The organism is Streptomyces sp. YPW6, assembly GCF_018866325.1.
Classification (GTDB): domain Bacteria; phylum Actinomycetota; class Actinomycetes; order Streptomycetales; family Streptomycetaceae; genus Streptomyces.
Genome location: NZ_CP076457.1, coordinates 3,344,100 through 3,359,250, shown reverse-complemented (window position 1 = coordinate 3,359,250; position 15,151 = coordinate 3,344,100). Strand labels below are relative to the sequence as shown.

22 protein-coding genes are annotated in these 15,151 nt (G+C 66.1%); 5 read left to right on the top strand and 17 right to left on the bottom strand.

The features are described 5' to 3' along the window. Window positions 1-10 precede the first annotated feature (10 nt). The 17 genes from KME66_RS14735 to KME66_RS14655 all read right to left on the bottom strand — a co-directional run bounded on the left by KME66_RS14735 (window position 11) and on the right by KME66_RS14655 (window position 9,298). Window positions 11-604, bottom strand: coding sequence for a hypothetical protein (locus tag KME66_RS14735; RefSeq protein ID WP_216322700.1), 594 nt, complete (start codon window positions 602-604; stop codon window positions 11-13). 3 nt (window positions 605-607) lie between these two features. Beyond that, on the bottom strand, window positions 608-1,075 hold the full coding sequence (locus KME66_RS14730; protein WP_216322697.1) for an HNH endonuclease: 468 nt from the start codon (window positions 1,073-1,075) through the stop codon (window positions 608-610). A 42-nt stretch (window positions 1,076-1,117) separates the two neighbouring features. Then, on the bottom strand, window positions 1,118-1,471 hold the full coding sequence (locus KME66_RS14725) for a hypothetical protein (RefSeq protein WP_216322693.1): 354 nt from the start codon (window positions 1,469-1,471) through the stop codon (window positions 1,118-1,120). Between the two features lie 110 nt (window positions 1,472-1,581). Beyond that, a complete protein-coding gene (locus tag KME66_RS14720; protein WP_216322689.1) occupies window positions 1,582-2,031 on the bottom strand; it encodes a hypothetical protein in 450 nt (149 codons plus the stop codon). 20 nt (window positions 2,032-2,051) lie between these two features. Further along, window positions 2,052-2,306: a hypothetical protein gene (locus KME66_RS14715; protein ID WP_216322686.1), complete on the bottom strand. Its 255-nt coding sequence runs from the start codon at window positions 2,304-2,306 to the stop codon at window positions 2,052-2,054. After that, window positions 2,303-2,527, bottom strand: a complete 225-nt coding sequence (locus KME66_RS14710) for a hypothetical protein (protein ID WP_216322684.1) — start codon at window positions 2,525-2,527, stop codon at window positions 2,303-2,305. The genes KME66_RS14715 and KME66_RS14710 overlap by 4 nt, the downstream gene beginning before the upstream one ends. An 80-nt stretch (window positions 2,528-2,607) precedes the next feature. After that, window positions 2,608-3,165 (bottom strand): hypothetical protein, encoded by a 558-nt coding sequence (locus tag KME66_RS14705; RefSeq protein WP_216322666.1) that lies wholly within the window; start codon window positions 3,163-3,165, stop codon window positions 2,608-2,610. Between the two features lie 130 nt (window positions 3,166-3,295). Further along, window positions 3,296-3,700, bottom strand: coding sequence for a hypothetical protein (locus KME66_RS14700; protein WP_216322664.1), 405 nt, complete (start codon window positions 3,698-3,700; stop codon window positions 3,296-3,298). After that, a complete protein-coding gene (locus KME66_RS14695; protein WP_216322661.1) occupies window positions 3,697-3,879 on the bottom strand; it encodes a hypothetical protein in 183 nt (60 codons plus the stop codon). The genes KME66_RS14700 and KME66_RS14695 overlap by 4 nt, the downstream gene beginning before the upstream one ends. A 20-nt stretch (window positions 3,880-3,899) precedes the next feature. Further along, window positions 3,900-4,277, bottom strand: a complete 378-nt coding sequence (locus tag KME66_RS14690; RefSeq protein WP_216322659.1) for a GNAT family N-acetyltransferase — start codon at window positions 4,275-4,277, stop codon at window positions 3,900-3,902. Between the two features lie 68 nt (window positions 4,278-4,345). Then, complete coding sequence (locus KME66_RS14685; protein ID WP_216322656.1) at window positions 4,346-4,657, bottom strand: hypothetical protein; 312 nt, start codon at window positions 4,655-4,657, stop codon at window positions 4,346-4,348. Window positions 4,658-4,759: 102 nt separating this feature from the next. After that, window positions 4,760-5,548 (bottom strand): hypothetical protein, encoded by a 789-nt coding sequence (locus tag KME66_RS14680; RefSeq protein WP_216322653.1) that lies wholly within the window; start codon window positions 5,546-5,548, stop codon window positions 4,760-4,762. A 134-nt stretch (window positions 5,549-5,682) separates the two neighbouring features. Continuing rightward, a complete protein-coding gene (locus KME66_RS14675) occupies window positions 5,683-6,138 on the bottom strand; it encodes a hypothetical protein (RefSeq protein ID WP_216322651.1) in 456 nt (151 codons plus the stop codon). Window positions 6,139-6,247: 109 nt separating this feature from the next. After that, window positions 6,248-6,622 carry a hypothetical protein gene (locus KME66_RS14670; protein ID WP_216322648.1) on the bottom strand — a complete coding sequence of 125 codons (375 nt, stop codon included), beginning with the start codon at window positions 6,620-6,622 and terminating at the stop codon, window positions 6,248-6,250. Between the two features lie 109 nt (window positions 6,623-6,731). Next, the gene (locus KME66_RS14665; RefSeq protein WP_216322646.1) at window positions 6,732-7,076 is read right to left on the bottom strand and encodes a helix-turn-helix domain-containing protein; all 345 of its coding nucleotides are present in this window, start codon (window positions 7,074-7,076) and stop codon (window positions 6,732-6,734) included. Window positions 7,077-8,550: 1,474 nt separating this feature from the next. Further along, window positions 8,551-8,886, bottom strand: a complete 336-nt coding sequence (locus tag KME66_RS14660; protein ID WP_216322644.1) for a hypothetical protein — start codon at window positions 8,884-8,886, stop codon at window positions 8,551-8,553. A gap of 85 nt (window positions 8,887-8,971) precedes the next feature. Continuing rightward, window positions 8,972-9,298 carry a hypothetical protein gene (locus KME66_RS14655; protein ID WP_216322642.1) on the bottom strand — a complete coding sequence of 109 codons (327 nt, stop codon included), beginning with the start codon at window positions 9,296-9,298 and terminating at the stop codon, window positions 8,972-8,974. Window positions 9,299-10,184: 886 nt separating this feature from the next. Here KME66_RS14655 and KME66_RS14650 point away from each other — a divergent pair. The 5 genes from KME66_RS14650 to KME66_RS14630 all read left to right on the top strand — a co-directional run bounded on the left by KME66_RS14650 (window position 10,185) and on the right by KME66_RS14630 (window position 15,149). After that, complete coding sequence (locus KME66_RS14650; protein ID WP_216322640.1) at window positions 10,185-10,424, top strand: hypothetical protein; 240 nt, start codon at window positions 10,185-10,187, stop codon at window positions 10,422-10,424. A gap of 19 nt (window positions 10,425-10,443) precedes the next feature. Beyond that, complete coding sequence (locus tag KME66_RS14645) at window positions 10,444-10,878, top strand: hypothetical protein (RefSeq protein ID WP_185298846.1); 435 nt, start codon at window positions 10,444-10,446, stop codon at window positions 10,876-10,878. 611 nt (window positions 10,879-11,489) lie between these two features. Beyond that, the gene (locus tag KME66_RS14640; protein WP_216322638.1) at window positions 11,490-12,542 is read left to right on the top strand and encodes a terminase; all 1,053 of its coding nucleotides are present in this window, start codon (window positions 11,490-11,492) and stop codon (window positions 12,540-12,542) included. A 34-nt stretch (window positions 12,543-12,576) separates the two neighbouring features. Further along, window positions 12,577-14,037, top strand: a complete 1,461-nt coding sequence (locus tag KME66_RS14635; RefSeq protein ID WP_216322636.1) for a phage portal protein — start codon at window positions 12,577-12,579, stop codon at window positions 14,035-14,037. Then, complete coding sequence (locus KME66_RS14630) at window positions 14,034-15,149, top strand: hypothetical protein (protein ID WP_216322634.1); 1,116 nt, start codon at window positions 14,034-14,036, stop codon at window positions 15,147-15,149. The genes KME66_RS14635 and KME66_RS14630 overlap by 4 nt, the downstream gene beginning before the upstream one ends. Window positions 15,150-15,151 lie beyond the last annotated feature (2 nt).

Genomic DNA, 15,151 nt, shown 5'->3' with positions numbered 1-15,151 from the left:
TCTATCACACTCAGGCCGCAGCATAGTAGCGATCGGCCAGCGTGGTGACGCCGAGCAGCCGGTCCCGCAGGTCTTCCAGCGTGCCGTCGTTCATCAGGGTGGCGTCGAACTTCCAGTTCCGGAGACCGATCTCCGAGACGTACGGAAGGCCGTGCTGATCCTTCGCGGGGCCGACTCCGGGGCGGTCGATCCAGATGACCACGCCACCGCGGCTTTGGATGGCTCGCGCCTCGTTGGGGAAGCGGACGTCACTCACGACCAGGGCCTCACGCTCGGGCTCGTGATCGTTGAAGAGGGCGTTCACCCAGACGTCTTCGCCCAGCGTCACGCGGCCGGCGTCGGACCCGGTGGTGTGCAGCAGGCGCCGCACCTCGGGGAACTTCTCCTTCGCTCCCTCCCACCCATACGCGGCGATCAGGTTCACCAGGCGGTAGGGCGGGGCGTCGGGGTAGGCCGGGACGAGGGGGTTCTGGCGGAGCAGGAAGTCCTTCAGTCGGTCGGCGAAGGCGTCCCGCCGCCAGCCTCCCTCGACGAGGGCCTGGGCCGCCGAGTCCTTGCCGGACCGGGCGAAGCCCGCGAGTCCTACGAGTAGCGCATCGGTCATCGTTCACACACCTGCCAGTTCTTCAAGCTCGATCGGGGACAGGTCCACGTACGGCTCACCGTTGAGGTACGCCACCTGAAGGTGGGAGATCCGGACGCAGAGCTTCTCTCCACAGGTTGAGGAAACTCGCGTGCCCTTCGGCAGCTCGCCGAACGCTATGAGCCACGCGACGCGGCCGGCAGTCTGGTTGTAGCCGTCGTAACTGAGCTGGCCCAGGCCACTGCTCTTGCAGATGCCGCCGGTCCAGAGCCAGTGATCGTTGGTCCGGCTGACCCCGGACCAGAACTTCTCTTCGTCGGTCGAGCCCTCCAGGAACCTCGGGGCTGCGATCTCCGCCACCCGGACGTACTCCCGGATCGGGATGTCCTTACCCACGTGGCCCCATCGGGCGATGCGGCTCTTGTGTGCCGTGCACAGCCCTAGCTTGGTCCGAGCGTCGTTCTTGCACTGCACACCCTGGCTGCTGGTCACGTAGCACTTCACTGGCTTGATCCTCTCGGCGATGGGGGTAGGTCAGGCGAGGGACTTGCGGGGCAGTCCGTACCCCTGGACAAGGCCGTCTGCGAAGTGGACGTACGCCTCGGGGCCGTCATAGATCCACTTGTCGGGCTCGAAGTCGTAGTCCTGGATCGGATCGCCGTAGACGCTCGGGACGAGGTCGCCGTCCCTGTCGTCCCACTGCTCGGACCAGCGGTCGCCGCAGCATCGGCAGTCGCCTGCGCCGCCGAAGTACAGGCCGAGCTTCTCGGCCCTGCGGTTCGCGTGGTCGGCGTCGTCCGCCTCGACGATGACGTTCACGCTGATGCCTGCGTCGGGGTTGTTGTGGAACGAGCCGCCCGAGTTGTTCTGTCGGAAGTGGAAGAACACGGAGCACACCTCTCGGTGGGGATCATGGGGAGTGGGCGCCGGGGACTCGAACCGCCGGTGTCTGCCTGTCACCCTTCGGACTCACGTCCGACTATCACACTGAGGCCGGATCAAGAGGACGTCTTGTATCCGTCGAAGCACTGGATGTACGAGGTGTCGCCGACCTTCGCCCAGCAGAATCGGTGCCCGTCGACCGTGCCCCAGTGCTCCTTGCCGGCACGGCTCTGGGCGGCGTTGAACTTCAGCCGGGCGCTCTGCTTGTTCAGCTTCGGGTTCAGGTAGATCACGTTCCCCCGCCCGTCCACGATGTACGAGTAGCCCTTGCCGTTGCCCATCTTGGCGGCGTCCCAGTAGCAGCTACGCGTGACGGTGTTGTCGTCCGAGCAGGGCTTGGTGGGGAGCTTCAGAAGGGGCGTCGAGGTGGAGGCCGGGAGGAACGAGGCACTCCGCGCTGAGACGGTGGTGGTGGACTCGGGGGACTCGGGGGACTCGGGCAGCGTGCTCGCGAGCGGGCCCACGACCAGAGCGGTGGCGGCGGCGATGATGACGGCGATCTTCATGGTTCGGTCCTTCGTGAGGTTCAGGCGGGGAGCTTGACGGAGCCGGTACGCGGCGGCTGCCAGCGGGGCGGCAACTTGTACTGGTAGGCGGTCAGGACGGGAACCTCGTGCGGTTCGGCCACCTTGTTGTCGACCGCTACGCGGTAGACCTCGGCGAACTGGGCGACTGCCCGCTTGACGATCTCGCTGTAGGTCAGACCCGTGGGGGCGAGGGTCTCGATGGCTCGGGCCAGGTCGGCATCGACCCGCGCGGCGAGCTGCTTGGGCGCGGTCACAGCCAGTCCACCTCAAGCACGAGGGGGGTGATGTCGCCGCTCTCCTCGTCGATCAGGCCCCGGTCGATCAGGGCCTTCGCCGTACGCCCCCAGTGGCCTTGCAGCTTCCAGGCCATACCGCTCTTGATCAGGTCCGAGAACAGGTCCAGCGAGTCGTCACTGTCCAGCTCGCCCGCCTCGTAGCTCATCATGTCGACGACCAGGCTTCCCATGGCGCTCATCTCTACTTCCTTGCGTATCGTGGGTGGGGCGGGACGGGGCCGACTTCACTTCGGCCCCGCCCCGTACTGCGGGTGTCAGGTCAGGCGTTCAGGTCGTCAATGCGCTTCTGCCACTCCCGCGCCTCACGATCCGCGTTACTCGCCTGCTGGCGCAGGTTCTTCGCGTCGCCTGTTTTGTTGTCCCGGTTCCGCGCGAAGAGACGGCGATAGCTCTCCCGCGCCCAGTCCGGGTAGTCCTTCTCGAAGCGGTCCAGAACCTCGAACTCGATCTTCCAAATCGCGTCGTACGCCTTCTGTTCGTACGGGACGGTCCGCCCCAGCTCGTTGCGGGTGCCGCCGCCATAGGTGGGAGCCCGGTCCCAGGTCTGAGGCTGACCGAGGTAGCCCTCCGGTCCGAGGCGGATCACGGTGTGTTCGGCGGCATACTTCCGTCCGCGCACCTTCACGAAGCCGTGGGTGACTCGGCCCTCAAATTCGGGGTCGGTGGCTATCTGCACGCGGGCCCGGAGTTCCTCGACCCTCTCCGTCGTCCAGCCGTTGTGGTGGGAGCGCATCTTCCGCTGGGCCGCCAGGATCTTGATGTGGAATTCGCCGTCCGCGATCTCGTACTTGTAGGGCTCGCGCTGGTCGTCGGTCACGGTTCTCTCTTCTCTGTGGGTGGTTGCTGCCTGCGTCGGATGGGTGGGTGCCCAGGACTCGAACCTGTGGTGTGTGCCGCTCACCCTGCCTGTCGTCACACTATCACAATGCACGACTTACACACCCTGGTCAGCCGAAGCGGACCTCTCCGAAGATGGCCACCTGGACGATGACGTCCGCCGTGCCCGCGTCGATGTGTCCGGCGTCGATGCCCTGCCAGTCCCGCTCAAGCCAGGACTGCACGATGTAGCCGTGGTACTCACGGTTCACCAGCTCCTGATTCAGGTCGAGGAGCAGGCCGTACGCCCTGCGTATGTCGTCCTTGCTCAGGTAGTGCGCCTCGCGGTCCGCCTCGAACCCCTCGGCGGCATCGACGATCGTGTACTCCTTGTCGAAGGGCAGGCCGGCAAACTCCGCGGGGGTCGGCTCGTCAGCCCAGTACGTGATCCCTCCGTACGAGGCGATGTCGATGATGGACTGGACGTTGTCGTCGGTCACGGCCTCGATCACGCGGCCGGTCAGGGTGTCGGTCATGCGGCTACCTTCGTGCGGAGTCGAACGGTGTCGGTCGTGGTGCGGTCGACGGTGTCGGTGTAGTACTCGTTCGGGTCCTCGCAGACCAGCTCGACGGCGGCCTCCTCCGCCTCGTCGCGGTCCTCGGCCTCGACCTCGACCTCGTACTTGATCTCTTCGAGGACTGTCACTCGGTACATGGGCACAGCTCCGCTCTCCTTCAGTGGTGGGTGTGGGTGCGGGGAAGGCGGATCATGTCGTGAGCGGTGGTGTAGTCCTTGATCCGCCCGCCGTTCGTGCTGAATCCGAAGCGGCGATAGAAGCCGCGCAGGCGACGAAGGTCAGAGCCGAACTCGCGGGTCGGGGAGAGAGTCGTCGTGACGGCCTGCTTGTCGGCCTCCGCGATCAGCAGCTCCATGACGCGGGTGCCGATCCCCTGCAACCGCAGCTCGCGCGGTACGACGATCTTCGAGAGGACGAGGTGGCCGACCGAGTCCACGTAGACCCACGTGGTGGCGTCGGGCACCTCGGCGGCTATGCGCTCCCGCAGGGGAGCCAGCCAGTCGGGGTCAAGGTTGGTGTATCCGGGCTTGAGCATGGTGGTGCACCTTCGGGCCGGGCGGGGCGGGGCCGACTTCACTTCGGCCCCGCCCCTGTGAGGGGTGACTAGGCGATGGCTGCGAGGTGGCCCCGGATGTCGGCCTCGTTGAAGGAGCGCGGGGAGCGGCGCTCGGCGTCGCCCTTCTCCTGGTCGTACTCGTGGGCGTGGGTGTCGTCCCAGTCCTCGCCCTCGGCGTGGCCGAGCAGCCACGTGACAGCCGCCTCTTCCTGGCCGGTGAGGTACAGGACGCGGGCGATGATGTCGGCCTCGGTGCACGTGAACTTCGAGCCGGTGTCGCTGGCGGTCATGCCGTCGCCGAACACGCTGGACAGCTCGGCGATGGCTGCGGGGGCGCTTTCATGCAGGGTGATGCTCATGGTGGATATCTCCTGGGTTTCACTGCTCGCGGAGAGTCCGCGATGGTGGGCGCCGGGGACTCGAACCCCTGGTGTCTGCCGGTCGCCCGAGCTGCACGACTATCACGCAGCGACAAGCAAGAGCTGTCCTTCGATCTGTGCGTTCAGGTGGAGGTTCCCCAACTCGGAGAAGTGCGCGTCCCGCGCCTCTCCCCAGATCTCGGCGACGCTCTCCCAGGACACCTCGGCGTTCGCCTGCTGTCCGTACAGCTCACCGAGATCGGGCCATGCCCGCTCCAGGATCGCCTCGCGGTCGGCGTCGGTGTCCTCCCAGTTGAGCTTGTGCGCCTGGTCGACGGCCTCATCCAGGTTCGCCTCGAACCGCTGGGACTCGCGGTCGGAGTAGTCGGACTCGTCCACGAAGGGGTAGTCCAGGAGGGCCGTGACGATCCCGGCCGCCTCCAGGAAGGCATCGGTGAACGGAGGGATGAGCGGCTCGTACGGCAGGCCCTCGGCGTCGTATTCGGCGCGGTGGTCCTCGCAGAACTGGGTGTGGGTCTCGACGCCCTCACGCCACCAGTGGGATTCTTCGTCGCACCCCTGGAAGTCGCAGGGCTCGGCCGTCTCACGGATCTGGACGTAGATGGTGCGCAGGCTGCCGAAGGCCCAGTGGCTCGACGTCCCGTCGATGACATGGTCCTCCGCGGATTCGCCGGCTGCGCCCTGGATCAACGCCAGTGCCGAGCGGTAGTTGGACTCTTCGAGCAGGTCATCCCCGCGCTCGGCCCAGCTCACGAACGCGCCGTGCGTCTCGTACAGGCGGTCGTCCCAGAAGTAGGCGTTGGACGGCGCGGTCAGGCTCTTGACCGCGATCTCGTACAGGGTGTCGTTGTCGAGGTCGTAGCTGATCATGGGTATCCCCTTGCCGGTGGTACGGATGGGTGATGGGGACTGGCGGCCTCGCCTGCCGTCCCGGTGGGAGCCGGGGACTCGAACCCCCGGCGTCTGCCCGTCTCCCTATTGCACTACTTACACACTCTGGCCGGTCACTGAAGCTCAAGCTCGACGTCGGTGTTCTCCGCGTCGAAGTAGTCCAGCTCGAAGCCGCCACCACCAGCCCTGATACTGGACTCCAGGTAGAGCTTCACGTCGTCCTCGTCGAAGTCGGAGCCGTCCGTCTTGCGCAGGCCCTCCAGCTCGAAGGTCACGGTGACCGTGGCGTTGTACTCGTACCGGAGGGCGTCGAGCCCGATCTCCTGGGCGTGCTCGGAGATGGTGCCCCTGTGCGAGTCCAGGTCGTAGTCGTCGATGACCTCGATGAGGAGGTTGCGCGCCTCGACGCGCAGCTTCCCGTACTTCTCCCGAGCGTGCCGGGTCTCTTCCTTCTGCTCCTCGACGGCGGACCGGAGGTTGGATACCTGGGCCTGGAGCTGGCCTATCTGGCGCTCCAGTGCGTTGACGGCGTCGGAGGCGGTGAAGGGCTTCTCAAGCGATACGGTCATGTTCTTGCCTTCCTGAGTCACTCTATCACACTCTGTGTAGAGCTAAGCGGGAGTCGAGGGCTCGAACCCCTGATGCCTGCCGGTCTCCCTCGGTGACGTTGTCACTCTATCACACACTGGCCAACTTCATGAAGACGACGTCCGGAGCGCCGGGCGTCCAGTTGGGCACACGTTCGGTCTCGATGAATCCGAACTGCTCGTAGTACGACGGCAGGAAGCCGTCAAAGCAGTCGAGGAGGTGAGCCCCTTCACGGATGGCTGCCGCCACCATCTCGGGGCCACGCCCCTTGACCTGAGAGAACAGGCCGATGGCCCAGCCGTCCGGGGTCACGCCGAACCCCGACATCAGGTCGTCGGAGAGGTAGTACATCGCATCGTCGGGCATCTCCGCAGGCTTGGATGTGGCGTCGGCGATCCGAGGGGATGCAGCGCGAGCCGAGCGGAGAGCGGCCTTGTAGCGGGCAGAGCTGGTGAGCTGGATCACTGGGGGTTCCTCCGGCTGGTAGTAGTCACTCTATCACACTATGAGTGGGCGACCCGGACTCGCACTCGGGTTGTGGCTGCTCTCGCCCGACGTTGTCACTCTATCACACTCACTCCGCAGTGAGCGCCCGACGCAGCTCACGGTTCAAGCGCAGAAGGGCAGACTCGTGCTTCGCTATCAGTCCGCGAATCTGGTCCACGTCAGTACGTACGCGCGGCTTGCGCTCAACGGCGAGCGCCTGGCGCTTCCGGATCGTCTCCCAGCGGTTGCCGTGGTCGAGCCAGGCGTACAGTTCGGCACGCTTCAGGTAGGACATACCGCCGAGCGACTGCACCTCGGGGAAGTCGGCATGACGTTGGTGCCAGTTGGTGACCGTGGCACGGGAGACGCCCAGCTCGCGGGCTGCTTCGGACAGGCAAAGGTAGTCCGTTGCCTTGTCGAGGGAAACGGGCATGGTTCCTCCCAGGAACGTAGGGGAGGGATGCGTAACGGCACCCCATCGGGCCGGCCGGACCCATGACGGTCCGGCCGGCCTGAAGGCAGGCCGGTACGGGGGCGGAGGCAGCAACGCTCATGCGTCCTGGTCTCTCCGCCCCGTCCGGGGTGCACTCGGTAGGCGACATCAGCCGGTGTGTGAACGTATCCCCAAGTCCTAGGCACGGCGGTACCTCCCCGATGGGGAGTGACGACGCTCGTGTCTACGTCGGGCAGTGGTCAAGGATTCGGTGTGCGCCTACCGGGCGCGGTACTTCGGTCTGTTCGTTTGGTACTGCGGTACTGCGGTCCGTTCTTCGGAACGGGGTGGACTAGGCCCCGTGCCCGCCCCCTAGGGAGTGCCTTACCGCCATGGGGCCGACTGTCGGCCCTTGCGCTACCTCCCTTTGATCGGGGCGGTAAGGCACTCCCTGGGGAGCGGGAAACGACCGTTCCTAGTTGGCTGCATGGGTGAAGCTAGGCATCCGGGGAGTCGACCCCATCGCGACGGCCCTAAAGGGCAGACCGCCGCTTTGCTTCGCTTGCCATACGTATCCCGCCGCCATGACGCGCACGGGTGCCGCAAGGCTCCGTTTCCTGGTGAAACTGGCTGGTCCGTTCGCCTACTGCACACGGGGTGGTCGTCCACCCCTCCTAGGGCTCTCTCCCTAGGCGGTGCCTCTCGGTTCCCATCCGGCCCGGCTTCACTCCGGTACGGAGTGCGTTTACGGGCCGGGCCCGTATGTGTTGTGCGGGTGATTCGCGTTCATGTCCTGCCTCCTTCGCTGCGGTCCGTCGTGCTGTTGATAGGAGTACTCAACCACACAGCACGACTATCACACAGCAGATAGGCCGATCCGGGGTCAAATTTCCATGATCAACAGGGCCCTGACCTGCGGTTATAGAAAGTCATGTGACGTGGGTCACGGGGGCCCTAGATGTCCGAGTTGACCTGTTGTGCACCCTGTCCCGTTACCTAAAAGTGACCTCCCTTGTGCCCCACCTTGTCCGTATTTCCGGGCCAGTCCCGGCACGACTTACACACTGGCCCGATTCCGGGGCCTGGATAGCTACATAAGCGCTGGTCAGAAGGGGTCTGAGTGGCCGTCTCGCGGCCGTCCTCTCCCTGCCTGTCTCTCTGTCCGTCCGTGCCGGGCCAGGCCAGCAGGCCCCTGCCTGCGGGCTTTAGGTCTAAAGACTTCAGCGCGTGACAGTGCGTCGGCGCGACAGTCGACGGGCGCAAGGGTGCAGATCCGAAGGCTTTAGGTCTGAAGGTAAGGGGCGGGGTGGGGTAGGGCCCCTTGCGCGTGATTTTCCGGATCGCCTCGTAATAGCAGCTGAGATCGTGCCACGGTTTCAGGGTCGATCAGGAGTGCCGACCCGGCGTCCCACCTGCGGGAACGGATGCCGGATGCCCGCCGAAACCGCCGCGATCCTGCGCGCGCCGACGAGCGTCAGGGCCGAGCTGCCGGCCCGCCCTGGTTCGACTTCGAGACGACGTGGACAAGGTGGGCAACCGACTGCTTCTCGTAGTGCCCGAGCGGATGCTGGACCTTGCCCTGACTGTCCAGCTCCAGGAGCTGCGCGCCGATCTGCGCGAGTTCCTCGGCCTGCCGGCCCGCGATCCGTACGTCCTGGTCGATGAAGCCCGCGGCCGTGATGATCTGCGCGAGTACGTCCTGGTCGTACCCATCAGGAAGCGTCAGGGCTTCGGGAGGGACGCGGCGGACGGCGCAGGAGGCGATGACGTACGGGGGAGACGAGATGGAACCGCCGGGACTCCGTGACACGAAGCCGTCTGCATCTGCGCGGAACGTCGCCGCGACCTCACGGTCAACCGCCGGCCGCGCGCACCTGTCCTCGTACACGTCTGCCTCAGATCTCATGCTTGGTGATCCAGGCCCGGTGTTCCTGCCTGGCGTAGCCTCGTTCGTTCCCGCTCCAGCATGGAGCATCCGCCGGCAAAGGCCCAAGGGTGCCCCCGTTCAGGAAGTCGTACGTAAGCAGCTCCTGTGCGTAGTGGATGGCGTCCATCAACGTGGCCGCTGCCTCGCCGGGATGACCACCGTCTACGTCGGCGAGCCTGTCCGATGCGCCAGCGCGGCGTACGAGGAACTCCCGAGCGAGGTGGCCGCCATCGGAGTCCCCCATCAGGATGCCTAGTCGCTGCACCGCGATCAGCTCAGCCAGAAGTGAATCCATGAGCTGAGCTTAGGCAAGGGGAAACGTCCATCGGGCGGCTTCGCCGCCCCTGCTCGTCAGGTGGCTGAATCTGTGGTGCCCGGTAGGGCATCCCTCTCACTGACACCTTCGCCGCTGGGTTTAGAGCTGGCCCGCCGCCGCGAGGCGGCGTGTGACTGGCGTCACTGGAAGAGTCAGGACACAAACCAAGATCATCTTCCGTATATATAGATGTAAGGCGTTAGGCGCCAGGACAGACCGCCAGTCGGTAAGGCCCTCCGGGCCTTCCAGTCGCTTCCTACTGACGTAGTTGAGGCTTGGTAGTTGGGGCGCGGAGCGCCCACTGGCGTAGCCACGTACTTCTCAGACTTCCCCTCGGGTCGACAGCTTCGAGCAGCTACCTGTTCAGGTAGGACGTCGTCGAGGGGGCAGCTTCCGCGTCCGGCCAGGGGGTGATCGATGCCCCAGTGGCTCGACTCTGACCGAAAAGGCCGGCTCCCGAAGGACTGGGACCGGATCAGGAACCGAGTTCTTCGGCGTGACGGCCACCAGTGCACTGCGCGAGACCAGTACGGCAAGCGGTGCGACGAGCTGGCCACGGACGTGGACCACATCATCGCTGGTGACGATCATCGAGAAGCCAACCTAAGAGCACTCTGCGGATGGCATCACCAGCGCAAGTCATCACGAGAGGGAGCCGCAGCCAGCGTGAAGAAGCGCCGGCAGATCGGGAAGCGGTTCCAGCGCAACGAGGCCCATCCGGGCCTCCTGTAGACCTGACAGCTCCGAGTTCCTCCCCCACTCGTTGAGCGTCAGCCGGCACTCCAGGGCCCTCTCTCCCTCGGGCGGTGCCTCGCCCCCTGGCTCGCTACCCCAGGGGGCTCGACTTCGACGGAAGGAATCCGCGGTGACCACCTGGTCCTGGTTGTGGGTCGGGTGGCTCGCGACCTTCCTGGTTATCGAGGGCAAGGCCCTCTTCAACAAGACATCCGGCGACACCCTGAGCGAGCACGTCTGGAAGTGGTTCTCCACGGCCCGGACCGGCGCGCAGGGTCAGCCGACCGGCTGGGTCCGGCTGCGGCGCTTCGCCTTGCTGGCTTTCATGACCTGGCTGTCCGTGCACTTCCTCACGGGCGGCCTCTTCTGACCTGAAGGAGGTGTGACCGATGGGCAACCGTGGCCCCGTCCCGAATCGCGAAGACGACCTCGCGCGCCCTCGGTCGCGAAAGGGCACCGACCAGCAGTCGGTGACCAAGGGCGAGATGAAGCCGGTCAAGGTCCCGAACGCGGATCGTGAGTGGCACCCGATCGCGCGCCGGCTGTGGGACTCGCTGAAGTCCTCGGGCCAGGCGGACTTCTACCAGAACAGTGACTGGGCCTTCGCCTACTCGCTGTGCGAAGACCTGTCCCACTACAAGAAGTCGGGCAAGCGGAGCGGTCAGATGCTCCAGACCATCTACTCAGCCTTCGAGCGGCTCCTTGTCGCCGAGGGCGATCGGCGCCGTGTGCGCATCGAACTTTCTGAGCCCGAGGACGAGCAGGACTCTGCCGCTGTGGTCGCTATCGCCGACTACAAGAAGGAGCTGGGGCTCGCGCAGTGATTCCGGGGGAGGTGAGCCATGGCTACCGCGATGCTCACCCCGGAGGAGATCGACCTCCTGGACCCGACCTTCATCGGCCCGACGTGGCAGAAGGACGCCTTCGGGCGTTGGGTCCTGCCGGACAAGACGCTCGGCTGGCAGATCGCCGGCTGGGCTGCCGAGTACCTGCGCTCCGAGGACGGCGGTCCCTGGAAGTTCACGCGCGAGCAGCTCCGGTTCGTCCTCCACTGGTACGCCGTGGACGAGAACGGTCGATTCACCGCCCGCAAGGGCGTGTTGCAGCGGATGAAGGGGTGGGGGAAAGACCCGCTCCTCGCCGTGCTCTGCCTCGTCGAGCTGTGCGGGCCGTCGCGCTTCTCTCACTGGGATGAGGCCGGCGAACCTGTCGGCGTTCCCCACCCTCGCGCGTGGGTCCAGGTCACGGCCGTCAACCAGTCACAGACCACGAACACGATGGCGCTCATCCCGTCGCTGATGTCCGACGCCTTCAAGGCGAAGTACGGCATCAAGGACGGGGCGGTCCTCATCCGAGCCAACGGCGGCAAGTGCCGGCTTGAGGCGGTGACGTCGTCGTTCCGTGCCCTTGAGGGCAAGAGGACGACGTTTTTACCTTGCTCAACGAGACGCACCACTGGGTGCTCGGCAACAACGGGCACAAGATGTACGAGACGATCGACGGTAACGCGACCAAGCAGGACAGTCGTTACCTCGCGATCACGAACGCTTACCTGCCCGGCGAAGACTCCGTGGCCGAGCGGATGCGCGAGTCCTTCAACAAGATCGTCGAGGGCCGCGCGGTCGGCATCGGCTACCTGTACGACTCGATCGAGGCTCACCCGAAGACGCCCCTGACGCCCGAGGCGTTGGAGATCGTCCTCCCGAAGATCCGCGGTGACGCGGTCTGGCTGGTGCCAGCCACGATCATCCAGTCCGTCCTCGACACGACGATCTCAGCCAGCCGGTCACGGCGCATGTGGCTCAACCAGATCGTTGCCGAGGAAGACGCCCTGTACGGGCCCGAGCAGCTCGCCGACATCCTCCACGAGGGTGCCGTCCTGGCTCCTGGCGACGAGATCGTCATGGGCTTCGACGGCGGCAAGACCGATGACGCGACTTGCCTGATAGCTCTCCGTGTACGCGACATGTGCGCGTTCACCCTCGGAGTGTGGGAGAAGCCTGACGGCCCGCGCGGTGACGGCTGGTCCGTCCCTCGGGCCGAGGTCGACTCCTCCGTCCACGACGCGTTCCGCACCTTCAAGGTGCAGGGCATGTACGCGGATGTCGCCCTGTGGGAGTCGTACATCTCCGAGTGGGATGAGACGTACGGCGAGGGCCTGGCCGTGAAGTCACCGGCCGGCAAGGACCGGATCGGCTGGGACATGCGTTCCAGCCTGAAGGCTTCGACGATGGCGCACGAGCGCCTCATGCGGTCGATCTTCGACCGGAAGCTGAAGTACGACGGCGACCTGACGCTGAAGCGGCACACGCTCAACGCCCGGCGCCGCACGAACAACTACGGCTTGTCGTTCGGCAAGGAATCCCGCGAATCCCCCCGCAAGGTCGACGCGTACGCGGCGCTGATGCTCGCGCACGAGTGCCTGTACGACCTGCGCGCCCGTGGCAAGAAGGTCCGTCAGCGGACGGGGCGCGGTTACTTCATCTAACGCTGTGATAGTAGTGCAGAAAGGTGGTGAGTGCATGGCCGACACCAGCCCGGTTTCGCTGGCGCGGGAACTCCTCGCCATCCTTGATCGTGACGAGGGCCGGCTGGCCCGGATCGATCGCTTCGTCCAGGGCAAGCACGACGACCCGTACATGCCGGCCCAGGCCGATGACGAGTACCGGATGCTGGCCAAGAGGGCGGTGTCCAACTGGATGCCCTTGCTCGTCGGCACCCCGGCGCAGGCTTTGTACGTCGATGGTTTCCGCCCCGGCTCGGACGGTGCGAGTCTGCCCGAGGCGCCGGCCTCCCGCTCCGTGGAGTGGTCGCACTGGCAGCGCTCACGGCTCGACGCCCGCCAGGCCGCGATCTATCGCGGCGCTCTGGCGTTCGGTCACAGCTTCGTCCTGACGGAGAAGACCAAGAAGGGCGTCGTGTCGAAGGGCCTGTCCGCACAACGGACGGCCGCCCTGTACGAGGACCCCGCTAACGATGAGACCCCCCATGCGGCGCTCACCATCGTGGCTTGGCCGAAGGGCGAGCAGCTCGGCAAGGCCCGGCTGTGGGACAGCAAGCGCGAGTACGCGGTGACGTTCCGGACGAAGACCGATGCCGAGGGCATCCGCGTCGGGGCCAGCAAGGTGCACGGCGCTTCGGAGTGCCCCGTCACCCGCTTCGCGGCGTCGGTCGACCTGGAGGGCCGAACGGTCGGCGTGGTCGAGCCGATGATCCCGCTCCAGAACCGCATCAACCAAACCGTTTTCGACTTGCTGGTCGCGCAGACCTACGCCTCGGTGAAGGTGCGCACGGTGACCGGCATGGCTCCGCCCATGCAGACGGAGCCGATCGTCGAGAACGGCGAAGTCGTCGGCAGCCAGGTCAAGCTCGACGCGAACGGCAACCCGATGCCGGCGCCCGTCTACCACAACGCCCGTCGCTTCTTGTTCGCCGAGGACCCTGACGTCAAGTTCGGCAGCCTGGACGAGACCCCGCTGGGCGGGTTCATCGAGTCGATCGACATGTCCATCCGGCACTGGGCGGCCGTCTCGCAGACGCCTCCGCACCACATGCTGGGGCAGATCGCGAACCTCTCAGCCGAGGCGCTCCTGGCCGCCGAGCAGGCCCTTGCCCGCAAGGTCGCCGAGTTCCAGTCCGTATTCGGCGAGTCCTGGGAGCGGGTCTTCCGACTGGCCGCCGAGATGGAGGGCAACACCACCGCGGCCGACGACTTCCACGGGGAGGTCAACTGGCGTGACATGGAGTCCCGTTCGCTGGCGCAGGCCGCTGACGCCCTGGGCAAGCTCGCCGAGACGCTTGGCATCCCGAAGCGCGCGCTCTGGAAGCGCGTGCCAGGCGTGACCCAGCAGGAGTACGAGGACTGGGTCGACACGGCCGAGGACGACGACTCGGTTGGTCAGCTCGCGTCCGCACTGACGCGGGCCACTCCGTCCGTCACCTCGATCGGGTCATCCACCCGTAGCGAGGTGCTCGCCGCGTGACGTCCGCAGCCAAACAGGCTGAGGCTGATCGGACGTCCGCCGCCTTCCAGGCGGCCCTCACCCAGATCGGGGCGGGGACCGTCGAGGAGGCGTTGAAGCTGTGGCAGGCAGTCCCCGCGACCGCGAGGGCTGCCCAGTCATCGGCATGGTTGAAGCGGGCCATCACGATGGTGATGACCCGGCGCCGCATGAGCCGTGATCTGGCTCGTGCGTACTACCGCCTGGTGCGCGCTCTGCGTACCGGTACGACAGTGGCCGATCCGTACCACCCGGAGCCCACGTACGTGACTCTGGATACCTTGCGTCGCGAGTTCGCCGCGCTGGTCGGAGATGCAGCGGACGGCTCCCTGGAGGAGCGTCCCGCTTCGGCCGGCTCGACGCTCCCAGATCGCAGACCGTCCGACGAGGACTCGGCCCCGGAGGTCGAGGACGACGTCAACGACGATCAGATCCTGGTCGAGGAGCTGCCCGAACTTCGCGAGGACGAGGAGCGGATCGAGCGCGAGGCCGAAGAGGAAGCGAGGGTCATCCTCGATCTTCTCGGCCCGTCCAACCTGGACCGCAAGACCTCGGTCATCGACGAGAACAAGCCCGCCAAGGACGTCGACAAGGCGCGCGGGGAGGCCCATCAGCAGGCCGGCACCCGCCAGGCCGCAGCCGCCGAGCGCATCGTGAACAACGGTGGACGCTCCGCGGTCTGGAACCACATGAGCAAGGACCGGCGGGTCCTGGGCTACGTCCGGCTGTCACGTACCGGCACCCCGTGCGGGTGGTGCGCGATGCTCATCTCGCGCGGCTTCGTCCGCAGCGACGGCTACCGCACCCAGAAGGGCGCTGGCCCGACGCTCGCGCAACTGGAGTCCGGCGAGTACGCCGATGGCGACAAGTACCACGACAACTGCCACTGCTACGCCGAGCCCGTGTTCGCGCCCGAGCAGTACGACAGCCCCGCTTACGCCCTGAACCGCTCCTACGCGGAGCTGTGGCCGAAGGTGACGCGGGGCCTGTCCGGCAAGGCGGCTGTGTCCGCCTGGAGGCGGTTCATCCGCCAACAGCAGAAGTCCGCAGCCCAGGAGGCGCGGCAGTCCACCACAGACGTCCAGGAGGCGTGAGC

Excerpts from the sequence above, each read along its gene's own strand:
- KME66_RS14735 (WP_216322700.1), bottom strand. The coding sequence starts at position 604 with ATGACCGATGCGCTACTCGTAGGACTCGCGGGCTTCGCCCGGTCCGGC.
- KME66_RS14720 (WP_216322689.1), bottom strand. The coding sequence starts at position 2,031 with ATGAAGATCGCCGTCATCATCGCCGCCGCCACCGCTCTGGTCGTGGGC.
- KME66_RS14710 (WP_216322684.1), bottom strand. The coding sequence starts at position 2,527 with ATGAGCGCCATGGGAAGCCTGGTCGTCGACATGATGAGCTACGAGGCG.
- KME66_RS14700 (WP_216322664.1), bottom strand. The coding sequence starts at position 3,700 with ATGACCGACACCCTGACCGGCCGCGTGATCGAGGCCGTGACCGACGAC.
- KME66_RS14695 (WP_216322661.1), bottom strand. The coding sequence starts at position 3,879 with ATGTACCGAGTGACAGTCCTCGAAGAGATCAAGTACGAGGTCGAGGTC.
- KME66_RS14690 (WP_216322659.1), bottom strand. The coding sequence starts at position 4,277 with ATGCTCAAGCCCGGATACACCAACCTTGACCCCGACTGGCTGGCTCCC.
- KME66_RS14685 (WP_216322656.1), bottom strand. The coding sequence starts at position 4,657 with ATGAGCATCACCCTGCATGAAAGCGCCCCCGCAGCCATCGCCGAGCTG.
- KME66_RS14680 (WP_216322653.1), bottom strand. The coding sequence starts at position 5,548 with ATGATCAGCTACGACCTCGACAACGACACCCTGTACGAGATCGCGGTC.
- KME66_RS14675 (WP_216322651.1), bottom strand. The coding sequence starts at position 6,138 with ATGACCGTATCGCTTGAGAAGCCCTTCACCGCCTCCGACGCCGTCAAC.
- KME66_RS14665 (WP_216322646.1), bottom strand. The coding sequence starts at position 7,076 with ATGCCCGTTTCCCTCGACAAGGCAACGGACTACCTTTGCCTGTCCGAA.
- KME66_RS14655 (WP_216322642.1), bottom strand. The coding sequence starts at position 9,298 with ATGGATTCACTTCTGGCTGAGCTGATCGCGGTGCAGCGACTAGGCATC.
- KME66_RS14645 (WP_185298846.1), top strand. The coding sequence starts at position 10,444 with ATGGGCAACCGTGGCCCCGTCCCGAATCGCGAAGACGACCTCGCGCGC.
- KME66_RS14635 (WP_216322636.1), top strand. The coding sequence starts at position 12,577 with ATGGCCGACACCAGCCCGGTTTCGCTGGCGCGGGAACTCCTCGCCATC.